We start from the raw sequence: 17,298 nt of genomic DNA, 5'->3' as shown, positions 1-17,298 counted from the left end.
TGTTTCTTTCTGCATGTGAATTAAATAACTTTACCGGCATCAGAGAGCACGGCACATGTCATTTGAAGAAATAAAAAAGCACATTACAAGATATAGGGATGAAGGAAAGGCACTTTTTACCACATCTTCATTTCAATCGCATAGCCTCGTTTTACTACATATTTTAAGTAGAATAGATCCGAAAATACCTGTGGTATTCATCAATACCGGGTATCATTTCCCTGAAACAGTCCGTTTTAAAGATGAGATAGCTCAGTCCTTTGGGTTAGAGGTAGTAGACTTAAAATCTGATGTACCTAAATTTATGCAAAGAGGGCAGGATGGGAGGCTACTGTTTACTTCTGACCCTGACCATTGCTGTTACCTGAATAAAACTCAGCCGGTGGATAGCCTTTTACTGCGGCATGATGTGTGGATAAATGGGGTACGTGGAGATCAGAGCGCTGTTCGTAAGGCAATGAAGGTAGAGCAACCTGCTCCACACGGAAGTATTCGCTTTCATCCGATGTTAGACTGGAATGCTAAAATGATTTACGGCTATCAAAAAGAATATAACCTGCCTAAGCATCCGCTGGAATCTAATGGGTACTTAAGTATAGGTTGTGAGCCTTGCACACGTAAAGTGGACCCTGATATGATGGAACGAGAGGCAAGGTGGTATGGGATGAATAAAGTAGAATGTGGCCTTCATACTGATCTGGTAGAAAAGCAATCGTGATTTTAATTCTTGTTTTATGGGCCTGTCCTTTAGATATAACGGGCAGGGATCAGGAATAGCAATAGACACAAAAAATGAATATACTTATTACAGGGGGGGCAGGATACATAGGGACTGAGCTAACAAAACTATTGGTGGCACGTGAGGATGTAGATCAGGTAATCGTGTATGATAACCTAAGTCGATCCAACTATAATTTTTTTATTGGCCATAACTTTCCACAACATAAAAAGCTACACTTTGAAAAAGGAGAGTTACTTGACTCCAGGCATTTGAAGAAGCTTCTTGAAAAAGTCGATGTAGTCTATCACCTGGCGGCAAAAGTAACCACTCCGTTTGCAAATACAGACCCTCATTTTTTTGAACAGGTAAACCATTGGGGCACCGCTGAGCTGGTATATGCTTTAGAGGAAAGCAATGTGAAAAAGTTTATTTTTACCAGTAGCACAGGAGTGTACGGATCATCAAAGGAATCAGTAAATGAAAGTGATCAACCTAATCCCCGTACCTTTTATGGCATTTCTAAATTGAGAGCAGAAGACCATGTTAACCGGCTTGCAGATCAGCTTGAGACTTATATTTTCCGATGTGGCAATGTCTATGGTTATAGTCGTAGTATGCGTTTCGATGCAGTGATCAACAAGTTTGTTTTTGAAGCTAACTTCAGCAAAAAAATTACCATACACGGTGATGGACGTCAGCATCGCTCTTTCATTCATATTGATCATGCTGCCAGAGCACTTGAAAAGGTACTCGATAATCAAATCCATACCGGGATGTATAATTTAGTGGATCGTGACCTCGAGGTGTTGGATATTGTGGATGTACTGAAGGAAATTATACCTGATTTGGAGTTTATTTTTGTTAATCAGCATTTAAAACTTAGGCAATTAAAGGTTAACCCCAGTAAAGTGCTTAAAGAGCAAATGGGTATTACCAGCACAGAGTCATTTAAAGAAGAGATTGAAAATTTTCTTGCGCGTTTTTCTTTTTGATTTTCACGTACACAACGTATGGTGTATACGTAATATTACATTATTTAGGAAGATCTAGTTTTTCGTAATCATGCATTTTATCGAAATAGAGCTGGATGTCACCATTATTATCTACATCAAAGACCTGGTTGTATCTGGCACCCCATATAATTTCATCTGACTTATAGCTGTAACGCGAGTGAACAGTTTGAGCAAATGTATCGTCATAACCTTTTATCCTGATCAAAACTTCGATATCCATTTGCTCTAAGTCACTTCGCGACTTCTGATAAAGCGGACTTTTCTCGTCAATAGGATGTACAATAGTCCAGGTGAGTGGAAAGAATAAAATAAACTCCCGTTCGAGTGATAATGGAATAAACTCCCGCTTCCAGGAGGAACCTTTGGTTTTATCCACTATCATCAGCAGCACTGTAGCCTCCATTTCCATTAACAAGCTGTTACGCATATTGGCGATTCGGAATTGAAAACTGGAGATATTATTCTTGTAGGTCGAAATGATGGCTTTCTTAGAGTAGAGCAATCTGGCTGAAGGCTGAGAAAAGCGTCCGTACAACATACCAGTGATTAAGGCAAAACACATCCAGCCTAAAACAGATTCTACTACCGAAATAATATTTGCCAGGTGCCCTATTGGATGATAGATGCCATAGCCTACAGTAGTAAACGTCTGGAAACTGAAATAGAAGGCATATAGAAACTGCCCGAAGAGTGAAACCGAAGGCTCTTTACCTAAATATTCCACTCCTACCATGGTGTATAACAAGGCGAAAACACCATTAACGGCAAATAAAAATGCAAATACCACCAAAAGGAAACGTGACCATGTCATTTTTATCAATGACTGATAGATATTCCTTGTGTTTTGGCCCAGTCCTACTTTATTGACATTGAAAGAGCCATCTTTATTAATGATACGTTTTGCATTGAAATTGTACTGTGTCCCGGTTCCCGGGTCGCGTGCTTTTCGTTGTTTAGCCATGATTATTGAGCGCAATTTACTGAAAGACTGTTCTTATTCGGAATAAATGTGTCCGATAAGGAACAGTTTTTATTGAAATAGTAACTATTCTACCTTCTAATTCGTCCTAAAAGTAGAATGTGCACTTCGGTATGCGTTTTGTTACGTAGTATAATGTATTTGTATTTCATGTGATTGATCAGAACTACTCAATAACAACAACAAAAACTCAGGATCATGAACAACATCAACTCTTATCGTATTTACGATGATAAGCTAAACCTTCTGTATGAGACGTCAATAGGCGTTTATGAAAAGAAAAAGGACGTTAAGCTAATGAAACTCCTTAATAAAAGCCGCTTTTTTCTGAATGTGGATAATTTAAGGTGCTACAGGATAGACCCTATGTTTTCCTGAATTGATTTAAAGTTGATCAACAGCAGTCAAAATTATGTTACAGGCTGCTGTTATTTCAGCTTCAGTGATCGTCAGGGGCGGAGCTATCCTAAAGCTGTTAGGGCAAGAGAGAAACCAAAAGCAAATTACACCATGGGTCATACACTCTTGTACGATCCGGTAGACTTCATTTTCGGTTTCAAATTCAAAGGCAAACATTAAACCTAATCTTCTTACTTCTTTGATTTTATCATGAACCAATAATTGTTCGAAGAGTTTTCCTTTTTTTTCCACTTGATCCAGTAAGTTTTCGTCTTCTATCACCTGCAATGTGGCTAGTGCAGCGCTACAACACACAGGGTTACCACCAAAGGTGGTAATATGGCCTAGCATCGGGTTATGTGTCAGGTGGTGCATAATTTCATAAGATGAAATAAAGGTGCCCATAGGCAGGCCTCCTCCTAATGCTTTGGCAGATGTAAGTATGTCCGGAATTACGTTGAAATGTTCGAAGGCAAAGAGTTTGCCTGTGCGGCCTATACCCGTTTGAATTTCGTCGAATATCAATAGCACGCCATGCATGTTGCATTTTTGCCTCAGCAATTTGAGATAGTTTTTAGAGGGTATTCGTACACCGGCATCACCTTGCACAGGCTCTATGATCACGCAGGCTGTTTCATCGGTAATCATGTTCAGGTCTTCGACTACATTAAAACGCATAAACTTCACATCTGGCAGTAATGGGCGGAACGCCTGTTTCTTCGACTCATTGCCCGATATACTTAGAGCACCATGTGTACTTCCATGATATGCTCTTTCACAGGAGATAATCTGTGTACGACCTGTATATCTTTTAGCCAGCTTCAATGCACCTTCAATGGCTTCTGTACCACTATTAGTGAAGTAACAGCAGCTAAGTTCTTTTGGTAATAAACCGGTCAGTTTTTCAGCCAGCAGGTTTGGAGAAGATTGCACATATTCACCATAAACCATTACATGAAGGTGTTTATCCAATTGATCTTTAATGGCTTTAATAACTCTAGGGTGCCTATGACCAATGTTACTGACAGCTACACCCGAGATCAGGTCCATGTATTTTTTTCCGTTCGGGGCATACAAATAGATGCCTTCAGCTTTCTCAATATCGAGTAGCATCGGCGACGCTGTGGTTTGAGCTATGTTTTTTAGAAAGGTGGTATGATTGAAATTCATTAAGAAAGTATCATTGAGCTTTGATAAAACTCTATTTGACTAATGCTTATCAATTCTCGAAAGTACGATCTAAAGATAGTGATTGCAACAAGGCAATGATAGTGGAATGAAAACTCTAAAATACGGTAAAATCCACCCTTCGGTTCTTCTCCCTGCCTTCTTCGGTTGAATTGTCATGCTCGGAAACTTCTTCTCCGTAGCCTACTACGGATATCCTTTCATCCGGGACACCCATATCGTGCATTAATGACCGTATTTTTTCAACACGTTCTATGGATAATTTTACGTTATAGTCATCATGCCCTTTGCTGTCGGTATGACCTTCTATGAGTATAACTCTTCCCTGAAGAGCATATTCCACAGCCACAAGAAAAGGTTCCATGTCTACTACGGCAAATTCGGAGTCATCAAAAGTAAAATATAAAGGGTCTAATTGGATGGGATCACCTTCCTTATGGCCTTTGATACGCTGCTCTACTTGTTTTCTGATTTCTTCATGTTTGGTCGATGTGGGAGTGGGTAAATGATTCTTTTCAAGGATTTCATCCTCAATTTCATGACGTTCATCCAACGTCTGCTCTTCAAATGGCTTATCATGAAAATCTTTTTCCTCTGCCTTGGCTATTACGGGAGCTGGTTTTGGAGCTGGCTTGTCGCTGGGGTCATACTCAGCCAAAGGCACACTGGCGGGCTTTTTACCATGAACGGACACCCTGGTATTTCTGACTTTATATTTTTTCTTGAACAGTTGCCAACATTGACTATTTGGTTTTAGAGAGCTGCCATATTTTTTCTTGTAGTATTTCCGATTGGACTTTTGAAACTTATACTTTGAGCTTTGCCCCTTACATTCATTAAAAGTAAAGTCCAACGAAAAAAAAATGGCGACACACAACGTTATAATTCTACAAGATCTACCCATAGATGAAAAAATGCTATATCCTATTTATCAGCTTATCAATAATTTAACTGATAATGGATAAATATAAGGTTTTCAGGGCTAAGATTTTCTGTAAAACACGAAATTACCTATGAAATGAAAGGTTTTACATGAAAATACCAAATTTTACTTATGAATTTAATACTAGATTTCACCTACCATTGAGGAGAAATTTAAGCGGCACTAAGTTGGTAGGAGTAGAAAAATGATCGGTTTTTGACCTAATCAATATACAATTCAAGAAACTCGGCGATCTCATTTTCCACGTCAGACGTTTTTTTTCCGTCAAATGGCGCTGTGGCAATAGCCTTGAATAGTTCACTGACAACGTTGGTTTTGAAGCCAAGCCTTTCCGCATAAAGTGTGGCCACTTCCAGCTCGATATCTTCGACTACGTTATCTAAATAGATCATATGGACCAGATGATATATGGACTGAAGCTTTTCAAGTTTGGTGCCGGGAGAAGTGAATTCGAGCTGATCAAAGTTATCCTCTATATTATGCAGATCTTGTTGGGAGAGGTTCAATTGAGCGCTCCATTTCATTAAGCATCCCACATACCTGCTCTGGATGTTCTCATTATTTAAAAAGAGCGCCAGGATGTTAAAAAAGCTCGCCTTTATAGATTTTATTTCTTCTTCGGATAGTTCAGAGTTTATGGTCATATTTTAATAATTCATCGCTTTTATATTATACAAAGGTGGTGTATTTTCTATCATTTACAAATATCCTTACTGAGCTTCCGAGCCTTGCTGTAACCTAACTTGACTGCTTGGCTAAGGTCCTGACATGCACGATAATTGTTTCCCAGTTTGTGCCTGCACCAACCCCTTAGATAAAAAGACTCTCCATAATCAGGCCGGATAGAGGTGGCCCAATTAAAGTCCCTGATAGCCTCTTCATATTTTTCCAGGGAGACATTTAGCTTACCTCTTTTATAGAACATTTGATAATACTCTTCGGGGAAATTATCGAGGGGAACAATTAATTCAAAAGCCTCTCCATAATTGGCATTTTGGAACTCTTTAAATTTGAAGCGGGCATCCGTGTAATAATCCCACGCTTTTTCTTCCATACCCAGTTTATCAAGATAAATATCACCTATTTTCATTATTAATTCGATGTTGCTCTCGTCTCGCATAAGTACATATTCATAGGCGTGAACCGCTCGTCTGTATGCTTCAACCTTATAGTAAGATTCTGCAAGCATTTCCCAGGTTTTGAGTCTCATGGGTTTTTCGAAATCCTTTAATATTTCCAGGTCTTCCAGTGCCTCACGGAACAGGTGATTGTCAAACTTAAGGAAGGCAGCCTGACTTAGCTCCAGTATCATTTCTTCTTTTGCCTGGTAAAAAACATGTTCAATGGGTTGTTGTCTTATAAGCCGGGTAATGTACTGAATGGCTTCTCTATAGTTACACTGATCGTATAACTGCTTTGCCCTGGCAATAGCCAATTCATTTTTAGCTTTTAGTTGTAATTCTTCCTGATGTTCAAGGTAGCTGTTGAATCTATAGACACCCATAATTACTAATATTAGCAGGAATACGGAGATCAGGGTAATTACCTGATTTTTTACATATGAGCGATCTATTTTGTATACCGGAGCAGTTTTATATCTCGGAGCCTTTTTCCAGTTATAATATCCATAGCGATCATATACTGACTTGTCTGTACGTCTGGGCCGATAATTATACGGGTTGGCAGATGAATGGTGCCCACTTTGTGCCTTTTGTTCAGCATATTTTGTTAGCAGATCATAGCTTGCCTTTTTGTAAGGGTCTGATAATATTTGATAAGCAGCATTTATTTGTTTGAAGTATTCTTCCGCGGCAGAATTACCAGGGTTTTTATCAGGATGATACTTCAGCGCCAATAGTTTATACGCTTTTTTAATCTCTGATATTGTGGCGGAACGCTCTACCCCTAATATGTCGTAGTAATCGAGCACTGTTTAATTTACGAAAATTGAGGTTTATTCCGTACGTATTCTACGTGATTTCTTATATAATCGGAAATAATAATATGCTGTTACTGAGAATACTATCAAGGAAATGAACTGTGAATGAGACAGGTAATCTTCTATGATAAAACCTCGGCTGACGTCTCCACGGAATACTTCAATGATAGATCTGCCCGTTGCATACATCAAAAGGTAGGTCAGAAATAACTGGCCATGAAACTTTTGATAGTTTTTAACCAACAACAAAACCAATAGTATAGAGATGATCATGCTGGCGCCGTACAATTGCGTGGGATGTAGGGGCTGATCCAATGGACGGGCAAGACAAACCGGGTCTGAAAAGGTGACGGCGATTGGCCCATGCCATTCAATACCGTAACAGCAGCCGGCCATAAAGCACCCCAAACGCCCGAATATATGAACAATGCAGGTGGTGACAGCCATAATATCCAGCATTTCATATACAGGTAGTTTGTTCCTTTTAAAGAAAACCAGCATTGCAGGAATGCAAAATAATAGAGATCCGTAGAATACAAATCCCTTGCCTGTAAGCAACCCCTTAAAATTATTGGCATAACGTGAGGGGTTTTCAAGGTATAAGAATACTTTACCGCCAACGAATGCAGCTAGTAATAGTAGCAGGAATAGAGAGTTAATTTTGTCAAATGGAAGTGCGAATTTTCTTTCGGCTTGATAGCTCGTATAGGTTACCCCGGCAATGGCCCCCAATACAATGAAAAAACCATAGGAGTAAACCGTGAAATACGTTCCAAAGATACTTTCCAGGAAGTCGGGTACGGGTAGCTTGAACAGAATAGGATACATACAATGACATTATCCGGTAGTAAGGGTTGTGTTAAGTAACGTAAAGTATGGTTAAATGCCAAAATAGACTGCAGATGTTGGATCGATCTGTTGTATAAGGATAAAAAAATAGTCACTTTTAGCTCGAAAAAAATGACTTGAACATACCTGGAGTAATCGGGGTTTATTTGTGAAATGACTATTAAGAAAGTAAATGATGAGTGAAGTATATCCATTAAGGTTTGAAACGATTTTTAAAGAAAAAATTTGGGGTGGTCAAAAAGTAAGATCTATTCTTAACAAAGATTATCATCCATTGGATAATTGTGGAGAAACGTGGGAGCTATCGGCGGTTAAAGGAAATGTTTCCATAATAGCTAATGGAGCGCTCAAAGGTCAACCTCTGGACCAAATCGTCACTCAGCATGGGCCTGACCTGTTAGGAAAGAGATTGTATAATGCTTTCCACGGAGAGTTTCCATTGTTAATTAAGTTTCTTGATGCCAATGAAGACCTTTCTGTGCAGGTACACCCTAACGACGATCTTGCAGGAGAGAGGCACAATAGCCTGGGTAAAACAGAAATGTGGTACATCATGCAGGCAGATCCTGGCGCTACATTGATAACAGGTTTTAATCAACCCATGGATAGTAAGCGTTACCAGCAATATGTTAAGGATAACAAAGTCATGGAGATACTGAACAAAGAACCGGTGACAACTGGTGACGTGTTTTTTATCCCGGCCGGTAGGGTGCATACCATTGGCAAAGGGATATTGCTGGCCGAAATACAGCAAACTTCTGATGTAACGTACCGGATATATGATTTTGACCGTCCCGATAAAGATGGAAATCTTCGTGAATTACACAATGATCTGGCGGTGGATGCCATTGATTTCAAAACGTATGACTCTTATCGCACTGAGTACAAAAGGAGTAGAAATGAAAGTGCCACATTGGTTAAATCAAAGTACTTCACCACTAATAAAATGATATTGGATGAGCTGCATACCCGCGACTATTCTAAGCTCGATTCTTTTGTCATTTATATTTGCCTGAATGGCAAGGCTACACTGAAGTGCCAGAGTTTTGAGGAGGAAATAGAACAGGGGCAAGTCTACCTTATACCGGCATCTGTTGATAGTGTTAGCCTGCAGCCTGATTCGTCGGTGGAATTGTTGGAAGTATGGGCATAGGAAACAGGCATTTGTAAATCAGATCTGTCTATTTTAGGTGTCCGTTTGCCAGGCAGGCATATTTTCCTGTAAGGCGTATATTATTTTCGATTAGCTCACATAAAAACGCGCCTCCCTGCTTACTTAGCTGGTAGCCCGTCATTTTTGTTTTATTGAGCCTTTTGGACCAAAAAGAGGTTAGTAACACATGCGAGGAGCCTGTAGCAGGGTCTTCAAGTTGCTGAACATGTGGTACTAACGTGCGACTTACAAAGTCTGATCTATCTCCCTTTGCGGTGACAATAAAGCCGAAGGCAGCGCATTCTTTTAGGCGGTTAAAATCCGGTTGGAGTGATTGTACAGCTATTTCATCTTTTAGTAGTACAATGTTTTTATTATCAGTTGCATAGTAATCGGTGATATTTGCTCCCAGTCCTTTGATCAAAGCTTGTTCCGGGGAAGACCGTCCATGGATTGTAATAGGTTTAAAATCGATAGAACATGTATTGTCAGGGTTTCTCTTTCCAATAATCGTTCCCGACGAATAATGAAGTATTACATCGTTCCCTTCCTTTGCCTTTGTCAAATAAGCTATGGCTGCTAATGAACCATGGCCACACAGTTCGATTTCAGCGTCCGGAGCATACCATTTTACATGATATCCATCCGTAGCGGGCCACAAAAATGTGGTGGCTGGTTGGTTCAACTGGTAGGCTATCTGCTGCATTTCTTCCTTACTGATTTCATTTGTCAATGAGACTACGGCAGCATTATTTCCGAGGAAGCCAAGTTCGTCAGAGCAAAATACTTTAATAAGTGAAAAAGGTGATTTGTGTTTACTCATAGAAGTACATAATTATAGGTCATGGATGGATGGTAAAACATATTAAGCAGGAAAAAAACTGACAAAAAACAGCTTTTTAGCACAAACGTTTGTGCCGGGTATTCTGTTATTATTATGCAAACCAAACCTACATTCTTATGTCAAAATATGCCTTTTCTTTCGCAATTCTAATTTTCATTATGTCTTTTCCTCAGTTTTCCAGTGCCCAGGAAAGGATTAAACTTAAGGGACCAAAGGCTAAAAACTATGAGCCATGGCGTGATAAAAGTTCCGGTTATCATTTTCATACCAGTGCGAAAGTAGTTAAGCCTAAAGGGCCGAAAGCTAAAAATCGACAATCTTATGCTACTGATTCCGAAAATATGGTTCTCTTAAGGTCAGCTTCTGATAGCATGGATAAACCAAAAGGCCCCAAAGCCAAGAACACCAGACCCTGGGATCGCAATTAGTGTGAGCAATCATGTTAGTCGGGTTTTAGCAGGTATTTAATGGGTTCCGGTAGGAATAGGTGCCGGACCTGCCGGTAAAATAGCTTTATAAAGGTAGTCTCCTTTCTTTTCCAGAAACTCTGCTTTGACTTCATTTACTAAACTTGGGTCATCATATAGGTCCACCATTGTCATTGCCAGTGCTTTAGCTGCATAGATCATACCCTTGTGGCCGATTGACATTCCTCCGCAGGCTACTACTGCCCAGGAGTGCCATGGAGTATTAATGGGTGCTGTGGTTACTCCTAAGCGTATTTCCGGTACCAGCCAGCTTACATCTCCCACATCAGTAGAACCACCACCCGGGTGTTCTTTTGTTGTTTCCAATGGGCGTATTTTCCCGTCTATACCATCCTTTGGTTTGCTGGTGGCCTCTTGTATAGCGTGAGCGAAGGCAATCTCTTCTTCCGTATAAGTCAGGTCTCCAAGGTATTCCAGGTTCTTCTGTAATGCTACACCACCGGTTCTGTTTACCAGTACCTCGTGTAAACCAGATACTAAAGAGATCTTGTAGTCAACATTTGCCATGATTGCTGCGCCCTCAGCCATTTTTTCAACACGTTTCCACACTTCGGTCATACCCTCACGTTTGGTGTCCCTGACCCTTACCCAAATTTTGGAATAGTCCGGAACTACATTTACTACGTCACCACCATGTTGGATATGATAATGTATTCTCACGGTTGGTTTGATATGTTCTCTTAAATAATTAATTCCTGTAGTGTATAATTCAAGTGCATCTACAGCGCTTCTGCCATTCCAGGGGTCAGCAGAAGCATGTGCTGCCTGGCCGGAAAACTCAACAATAAAGTCGACAAGTGCCAATGAGCTTTGAACGTTGGCTTCTGTTTTAGCACTTGGATGCCAGTCCAGGCATACATCCAGGTCGCTAAAGAGGCCTTCCCGTGCCATAAAAAGCTTTCCAAAAAACTTTTCTTCTGCAGGTGTTCCATAGAATTTAACCGTTCCTTTTAATTTTCCAGCCTGGATCTGCTCTTTTATGGCTATTGCGGCAGCCAAACTTCCTACGCCAAAAAGGTTATGGCCACATCCATGACCCGCAGCACCAGCTTTAAGGGCTTCTTTTGTAGGTTGTGCCTTTTGCGAAATACCCGGAAGTGCGTCGAACTCTCCCAATATTCCTATAACAGGTTTTCCACTGCCAAAACTTGCCACAAATGCTGTGGGTATTTCTGCTACCCCTTTTTCTACTTTCATACCTTTTAATTCGGAGTAGTCCATCAGCACTTTAGCCGATCCTTTTTCTTCAAAAGCAGTTTCTGCCAGCGCCCATATTTCATCACTCATTTTTACCATTTGATCTTCCTGACTACGGATAGAAGCAAGCACGGCTTTCTTATTTGCCGAGATCTTCGGTTTTTTTTGCGCATAGGCAGATACACTGGCGATAATGAATAAGGATAGCGGAAGTAATCGTTTTAGGTTCATAATATTCAGTTCTGATGTTTAACAGACAAAAATTAGTCAAAAAATCAGACTCCGCTTTTACCGTTTATTTAATATCTGGCTATGGACGATGTATTTCTCCATGCAAATTTTTTTGAATCAGACACATTTACACGGAGATAGTTTGTTATTGTTTAGTCATTTAGAGGTTGAGCTTATTCTCTTATATGGTGGTTAAGGGTTAGGCTGTTATTCATTGAAGCTATACCGTTTCAGCTCGGCCTGAGGTAGAATTCATACTTTTTTAATAAAAGTAAGGTTTCCTAACCAGGAAACGATATCACTTTTTCTCGCCTTTGAATTAGCTAAACAGGTGATTGCACACCTTGTTTTTTTTAAGAATTTCTAACAAAAACCCCCCGATTATGACCTTTTTTTACACTCAAGTAGCTCTTATATCTAAAGATATTCTTCTTCTCGATGACTATACCAGGGTACTGGATGTCTCCAGTAAGTTTTTGTTGGTAGAGCATTTTGAAAGTGTATCAAACCTTTCTGCTAAAAGGCGGATATTGGAAAGAATTGATGTTTTGATTTTTGATCTAGGTACTATTGAAGTCTCTGAATTGATCAAGTTAAAAACAGCTTTTCCCTTAAAAAGAGTATTGGTGATCAATTCAGGTTCCACTGATGTTTTGAAGGCAATGGCGGTAGGAATAGACGGCTTCTTATCGGATAGAAGAGATTTTAGAGAACTCCTGAATCAAATTTCTACATTGATGAATGGAAACAAAACGCTGGACCAGATAAGCATACAATATTTGTTTAACTACTTCAAAAAAGAATTGCAATCAGACCTTACCGTCAGAGAACGTGAAGTATTAGAAGAGTTAAGTTTAAACAGGTCTTACAAACAAATAGCTGATAAACTTGCCATTAGCACAGCTACAGTCAAAACCCATTTGGAACATGTTTATGATAAGCTTGATGCTGATAACAAATTTGATGCTATTGACAAGGCACGGATTAAGAAGTTAATTTAGTAAAAGCTGGCTATGGCTACGCTGGCTACGTGAAATTATGAGGGGGCATATGTGTTTTTTTAATCCCCCAAAATAGGGTATTAATTATGATAAGCCCCATCATTTCGATTAAGTAATTGATAAATAAGATGTTCATACTCTCCTTGAAAGTGGCATAATCCCCATTAATGGCTGATTTCTGAGATTTCATTTACCGTTAGGTTTGAAATAACTGGTTTCGATTGAAGCCAAAACTTTGATTTTAACCTTAAACAAAACTTAGATATCAATTGTCTCTATCCCCCAATTTGCTATAAAGGGATACTTGGTCAATAGGTTTTTAAGGTTTTTTTAATTTAAAAATACCAATGAGACCTCCTTTTTATATTCAAACCGCCCTTATGTCTAAGGACATTTTTATTCTTCGTGATTATGCCAGAGTGTTGGATGCTTCCAGTAAGTTTTTGTTAGTAGAGCACTTCGAAAATGTATCAGACCTTTCTTTCAAAAGCAGAGCGTTAGAGAGAATTGATGTTCTGATTTTCGATTTACACACCATTGAAGTAACTGAATTGATCAAGCTAAAAATAGCTTTTCCATCAAAGAAGATACTGGTGATCGATTCAGGTACTCTTGGTGTTTTGAAGTCAATGTCTGTTGGAGTGGATGGCTTCTTGTCAGATAGAAAGAACTTCAAGGGGCTTCTGGATCATATCTCGGTTGTAGTGAATGGTGAAAAGGCATTAGATCAGGCCTGTATACATCATCTGTTTAGCTATTTCCGAAAAGAGTTGCAATCAGACCTTACCAACAGGGAGCGTGAAGTACTGGAAGAGCTAAGTTTGAGTAGATCTTATAAGCAAATCGCAGACAAACTTACTATCAGTACAGCCACAGTTAAAACGCATTTGGAGCATGTTTATGATAAACTCAATGCGGACAATAAGTTTGATGCTATTGACAAAGCCCGGGCTAAGAAGCTGATTTAATGAAGCCGAAGGTAGCAAATCAGTGTGAAATTTCGAGGGGTATTTTTGATAATTTTATCCCCCAAAATGAGCTATTGATCTATCTGAAAGAAATTTTTTTATTGTTAATAGGCTGATTATCAGTTTTTTTCTTAAAAAATCAGCAGGTTCACAATCCACATTAATGGCTGATTTCTATCACCCCATTTACGGCTAGGTTTGAAATCACTGATTTTGATCGAATCAGAATTTAGATTCTAACCTAAAACAAAACTTATGAGAAAAATTTTACTGGTCCTCAGCATATTGGGAGGACTTCATGTGACCTACGCTCAGGAAAGGACAGTTAGTGGTAAAGTGGCCGCTGTTGAAGATGGGCAAGCTTTGCCTGGTGTTAATGTGGTGCTAAAAGGGAGTACCATTGGAACAGTTACGGATTTAGATGGAAATTACACTTTATCGACACCTGCAGCAGGAGGTACATTGGTATTTTCATTTATTGGACTTGCCACTGAGGAAGTGGAAATCGGCTCTAAATCAGTCATTGATGTGAGAATGACTGCAGATGTGAGGCAACTGAATGAGGTGGTGGTTACCGCCCAGGGATTTGAGCGTGATGTACGTTCGTTGGGGTATGCCACACAAAACATAAAAAGTGATGTGATTGCTCAGCGGTCTGAACCTAATGTTTTGAATGCACTGCAGGGGAAAGTATCAGGTGTAAATATCACTTCTTCAAGTGGAGCGCCGGGAGCGTCTACCAACATTAATATACGTGGAATTACCTCTTTTAGTGGCAGCAATCAACCCTTGATAGTTGTAGATGGCATTATTATGTCGAATGCTACAGACAATACTGCGAATACATTATTTTCAGCGCAAGCATCTAATCGTTTGGGCGATATTGATCCGGAGACCATCGAGTCGATTAATGTCTTGAAAGGCCCCGCGGCATCCGTATTATATGGTTCGCGAGCAGCAGCCGGAGCATTGATTATTACCACAAAATCCGGAACGGGTATGGATAATAAGACTGAGGTTACTGTAAACTCTTCATTAACCTATCAGGAAGTAACCGGGCTGCCGGATTTACAGAACAGCTATGGTCAGGGGCTTAACAATGTTTATGTGCCTACAACTACCAATTCCTGGGGACCGCGGTTTGGTACACCCGGTTTTGAAACGGTCGTCAATACTCAAGGGGAAACCGTTCCTTTCCAGGCGTTCCCGGATAACATCAATGATTTTTATGAAACCGGTCGAATTGTACAAAACTCAGTGAATATTGCTTCTGGCAATAATGAAAGTAACTACATATTAAGCCTGGCTCATACAGATCAGGAAGGTACAATACCAAATACTGAATTTACCAGAACGACTGTCGGCATCGGAGGGAATACGGTATTGAATAACGGTTTGAAAGTAGGAGGTAAGGTTAATTATGTGAGGAGTGCGCAATTAGGTTCTGTTACAGGTAATGGAGGAAGTGCTTTTGGTCAGATCACAAGGATACCTCGAAGTTTCGACCTTATTGGCAGGCCTTTTCAAAATGAGCTGGGCGAAAGCATTTACTATTCTACTACTCAAAACCATCCTTTATGGAGCCTGTTTAATGAGACCACAGAGTCCAATGTAGATCGGTTTTTCGGGAATTTTAATATGGAATACGATATTAAAGACTGGTTGAGCGCCAAAGTAAGGGTCACAGCCGACACCTATACAGATCGACGGAATAGAGTGGATCAAATTGGTTCTTCAAGAAACCCAGCAGGGAGAGTGGAAGAGACTACTTTATTTAGATCGGAATTAAACCTTGATTTCTTTTTAAGGGCTTTTAAATCCGACTTTTTGATGGACGGGTTGAGTGCCTCAGCCATGGTTGCAATGAATGTGAACCAACGGGATTTCCAGGATACTCGTCTTGTTGGAGAATCACTCACAATACCTTTCTTTGAAAATATCAGTAATGCTTCAATCTTTACCAGCAGTGAGTCGGAGATTCAAAAAAGAAGACTGATAGGCTACTATACTCAGGTAAACTTCGATTATAAAGAATGGTTGTTCCTGGAGCTTCAAGGTAGACTCGATCGTTCTTCAACGCTTCCCGAAGATGAATCTACTTTCTTCTATCCTGGGGTAAGTGTTAGCTTTGTACCTACCGATGCATTAGACCTACGTTCTGATGTGATTTCTTATGTCAAGGTAAGGGGTAGTTTTGCTCGTGTAGGGCTGGATGCTGATCCTTATTTGCTAAACTCTGTATTTGTATCGTCTTTTTATGGCAACAATGTAGCTGATATTACATTCCCCATTAATGTAGGTGGTGTGGATATACCCGGTTTTCAAGTGAGTAGTAGAGTGGGTAATTCAGGTCTTAGGCCAGAATTTACAAATTCCTGGGAGGGAGGATTGAATTTTGGTCTTTTCAATAACAGGATCAGCCTGGATGCAGCGTACTTTTTTACGGAGAGTGAAGGCCAGATACTTAATGTTACAGTTGCTCCATCCTCTGGGTTTAGCACGAGAACAGATAACGTAGGACGTATGACCAATCAAGGCATAGAGCTTCTTTTGAATGCGTCGGTTGTGGATGCGGGAGATTTTAACTGGGATTTATCATTCAACTGGACCCGCATTAGAAATGAGGTGACCGAAGTGGTGGATGGAGTGGATAATTCAAGGATCGTAGGCAACGGTTTTATAGGCATCGCTCCGTCAATAGCGGTAGGCGAGCCTTATGGAGTTGTTATAGGAGGTAAGTTTCCAAGAAATGCCAACGGAGAACTACTGATCAACCCCAATACGGGTACTTTTCAGCCTACTGAATCAGGCCAGGTAGTAGCCGATGTGCAACCGGATTGGCTAGGAGGTATCACCAATACTTTTAGCTATAAAGGGGTAGAGCTTTCAGTACTTTTTGATCTTAGAAAAGGAGGTGACATTTATTCATTTGAAATGTCAGATCTCAGGTCCGGCGGGTCGCTTGAACTTCAAGGAGAAAATCGGGAAGAGGCCTACATTTTACCAGGTGTAATAGAAAATGCCGATGGTACGTTCCGGCCTAATAATATTCAATTAAGTGCACAGAGCTACTATCGTGCTTTAGGAGGATTGGGTAATGAAGGGGCAGTATTTGATGGTTCGGTTTATCGCTTAAGAGAAGTCGCTTTATCTTACAGGTTACCAAAATCACTCTTGACCAACACCCCTTTTGGCTCAGTGTCCGTGGGGTTCAGTGGCAGGAACCTTTGGTTCTTTGCCCCAAACTATCCGGGCGATCCTGAAGGGAATTCGCAGGGTGCCGGTAATATCCAGGGAGTACGGTTGAACGGCCCACCATCCAACCCACGCAATTACAGTTTTAACCTGAGATTCACTCTTTAATATCTCAAACTAAAATTTTACT

17 protein-coding genes are annotated in these 17,298 nt (G+C 40.1%); 8 read left to right on the top strand and 9 right to left on the bottom strand.

Annotation, left to right across the window (positions count from 1 at the left end):
- Window positions 1-55 precede the first annotated feature (55 nt).
- On the top strand, window positions 56-718 hold the full coding sequence (locus FNH22_RS07200; RefSeq protein WP_143397660.1) for a phosphoadenylyl-sulfate reductase: 663 nt from the start codon (window positions 56-58) through the stop codon (window positions 716-718).
- Between the two features lie 74 nt (window positions 719-792).
- Complete coding sequence (locus FNH22_RS07195) at window positions 793-1,713, top strand: NAD(P)-dependent oxidoreductase (protein WP_143397659.1); 921 nt, start codon at window positions 793-795, stop codon at window positions 1,711-1,713.
- Window positions 1,714-1,753: 40 nt separating this feature from the next.
- On the opposite strand, the gene FNH22_RS07190 is transcribed toward FNH22_RS07195, so the two are convergent.
- Window positions 1,754-2,695 carry an ion channel gene (locus FNH22_RS07190; RefSeq protein ID WP_143397658.1) on the bottom strand — a complete coding sequence of 314 codons (942 nt, stop codon included), beginning with the start codon at window positions 2,693-2,695 and terminating at the stop codon, window positions 1,754-1,756.
- Between the two features lie 216 nt (window positions 2,696-2,911).
- Between FNH22_RS07190 and FNH22_RS07185 the strand changes: the two genes are divergently transcribed.
- Window positions 2,912-3,091, top strand: coding sequence for a hypothetical protein (locus tag FNH22_RS07185; protein ID WP_143397657.1), 180 nt, complete (start codon window positions 2,912-2,914; stop codon window positions 3,089-3,091).
- 6 nt (window positions 3,092-3,097) lie between these two features.
- Here FNH22_RS07185 and FNH22_RS07180 read toward each other — a convergent pair whose 3' ends face one another.
- The 5 genes from FNH22_RS07180 to FNH22_RS07160 all read right to left on the bottom strand — a co-directional run bounded on the left by FNH22_RS07180 (window position 3,098) and on the right by FNH22_RS07160 (window position 8,010).
- Window positions 3,098-4,282, bottom strand: coding sequence for an aspartate aminotransferase family protein (locus FNH22_RS07180; protein ID WP_143397656.1), 1,185 nt, complete (start codon window positions 4,280-4,282; stop codon window positions 3,098-3,100).
- Between the two features lie 115 nt (window positions 4,283-4,397).
- On the bottom strand, window positions 4,398-5,204 hold the full coding sequence (locus FNH22_RS07175) for an OmpA family protein (RefSeq protein ID WP_143397655.1): 807 nt from the start codon (window positions 5,202-5,204) through the stop codon (window positions 4,398-4,400).
- 239 nt (window positions 5,205-5,443) lie between these two features.
- A complete protein-coding gene (locus FNH22_RS07170; RefSeq protein ID WP_143397654.1) occupies window positions 5,444-5,887 on the bottom strand; it encodes a hypothetical protein in 444 nt (147 codons plus the stop codon).
- 50 nt (window positions 5,888-5,937) lie between these two features.
- Window positions 5,938-7,173 carry a DnaJ domain-containing protein gene (locus tag FNH22_RS32870; protein WP_143397653.1) on the bottom strand — a complete coding sequence of 412 codons (1,236 nt, stop codon included), beginning with the start codon at window positions 7,171-7,173 and terminating at the stop codon, window positions 5,938-5,940.
- A 24-nt stretch (window positions 7,174-7,197) separates the two neighbouring features.
- Window positions 7,198-8,010: a prolipoprotein diacylglyceryl transferase gene (locus FNH22_RS07160; protein ID WP_143397652.1), complete on the bottom strand. Its 813-nt coding sequence runs from the start codon at window positions 8,008-8,010 to the stop codon at window positions 7,198-7,200.
- Window positions 8,011-8,206: 196 nt separating this feature from the next.
- On the opposite strand from FNH22_RS07160, the gene FNH22_RS07155 reads away from it, so the two are divergent.
- A complete protein-coding gene (locus FNH22_RS07155) occupies window positions 8,207-9,184 on the top strand; it encodes a type I phosphomannose isomerase catalytic subunit (protein ID WP_143397651.1) in 978 nt (325 codons plus the stop codon).
- Between the two features lie 28 nt (window positions 9,185-9,212).
- Here FNH22_RS07155 and FNH22_RS07150 read toward each other — a convergent pair whose 3' ends face one another.
- On the bottom strand, window positions 9,213-10,007 hold the full coding sequence (locus FNH22_RS07150; RefSeq protein WP_143397650.1) for a PhzF family phenazine biosynthesis protein: 795 nt from the start codon (window positions 10,005-10,007) through the stop codon (window positions 9,213-9,215).
- A gap of 137 nt (window positions 10,008-10,144) precedes the next feature.
- Here FNH22_RS07150 and FNH22_RS07145 point away from each other — a divergent pair, with 137 nt between their 5' ends.
- The gene (locus tag FNH22_RS07145) at window positions 10,145-10,456 is read left to right on the top strand and encodes a hypothetical protein (RefSeq protein ID WP_143397649.1); all 312 of its coding nucleotides are present in this window, start codon (window positions 10,145-10,147) and stop codon (window positions 10,454-10,456) included.
- A 36-nt stretch (window positions 10,457-10,492) separates the two neighbouring features.
- On the opposite strand, the gene FNH22_RS07140 is transcribed toward FNH22_RS07145, so the two are convergent.
- Entirely contained in the window at window positions 10,493-11,944 is a 1,452-nt protein-coding gene (locus tag FNH22_RS07140; RefSeq protein ID WP_143397648.1) for an amidohydrolase, read from the bottom strand.
- Between the two features lie 383 nt (window positions 11,945-12,327).
- On the opposite strand from FNH22_RS07140, the gene FNH22_RS07135 reads away from it, so the two are divergent.
- Window positions 12,328-12,945 carry a response regulator transcription factor gene (locus FNH22_RS07135; protein WP_143397647.1) on the top strand — a complete coding sequence of 206 codons (618 nt, stop codon included), beginning with the start codon at window positions 12,328-12,330 and terminating at the stop codon, window positions 12,943-12,945.
- Window positions 12,946-12,970: 25 nt separating this feature from the next.
- Here FNH22_RS07135 and FNH22_RS31960 read toward each other — a convergent pair whose 3' ends face one another.
- Window positions 12,971-13,135 carry a hypothetical protein gene (locus FNH22_RS31960; protein ID WP_185154110.1) on the bottom strand — a complete coding sequence of 55 codons (165 nt, stop codon included), beginning with the start codon at window positions 13,133-13,135 and terminating at the stop codon, window positions 12,971-12,973.
- 190 nt (window positions 13,136-13,325) lie between these two features.
- Between FNH22_RS31960 and FNH22_RS07130 the strand changes: the two genes are divergently transcribed.
- Both FNH22_RS07130 and FNH22_RS07125 read left to right on the top strand, forming a co-directional pair.
- Window positions 13,326-13,913, top strand: a complete 588-nt coding sequence (locus FNH22_RS07130) for a response regulator transcription factor (RefSeq protein WP_185154109.1) — start codon at window positions 13,326-13,328, stop codon at window positions 13,911-13,913.
- A gap of 255 nt (window positions 13,914-14,168) precedes the next feature.
- Window positions 14,169-17,276 carry a SusC/RagA family TonB-linked outer membrane protein gene (locus FNH22_RS07125; protein WP_143397645.1) on the top strand — a complete coding sequence of 1,036 codons (3,108 nt, stop codon included), beginning with the start codon at window positions 14,169-14,171 and terminating at the stop codon, window positions 17,274-17,276.
- Window positions 17,277-17,298 lie beyond the last annotated feature (22 nt).

The organism is Fulvivirga sp. M361 (assembly GCF_007097395.1).
Classification (GTDB): domain Bacteria; phylum Bacteroidota; class Bacteroidia; order Cytophagales; family Cyclobacteriaceae; genus Fulvivirga.
Note: the sequence above shows the minus strand (reverse complement) of the source record. Positions and strands in the feature narration are given on the sequence as shown.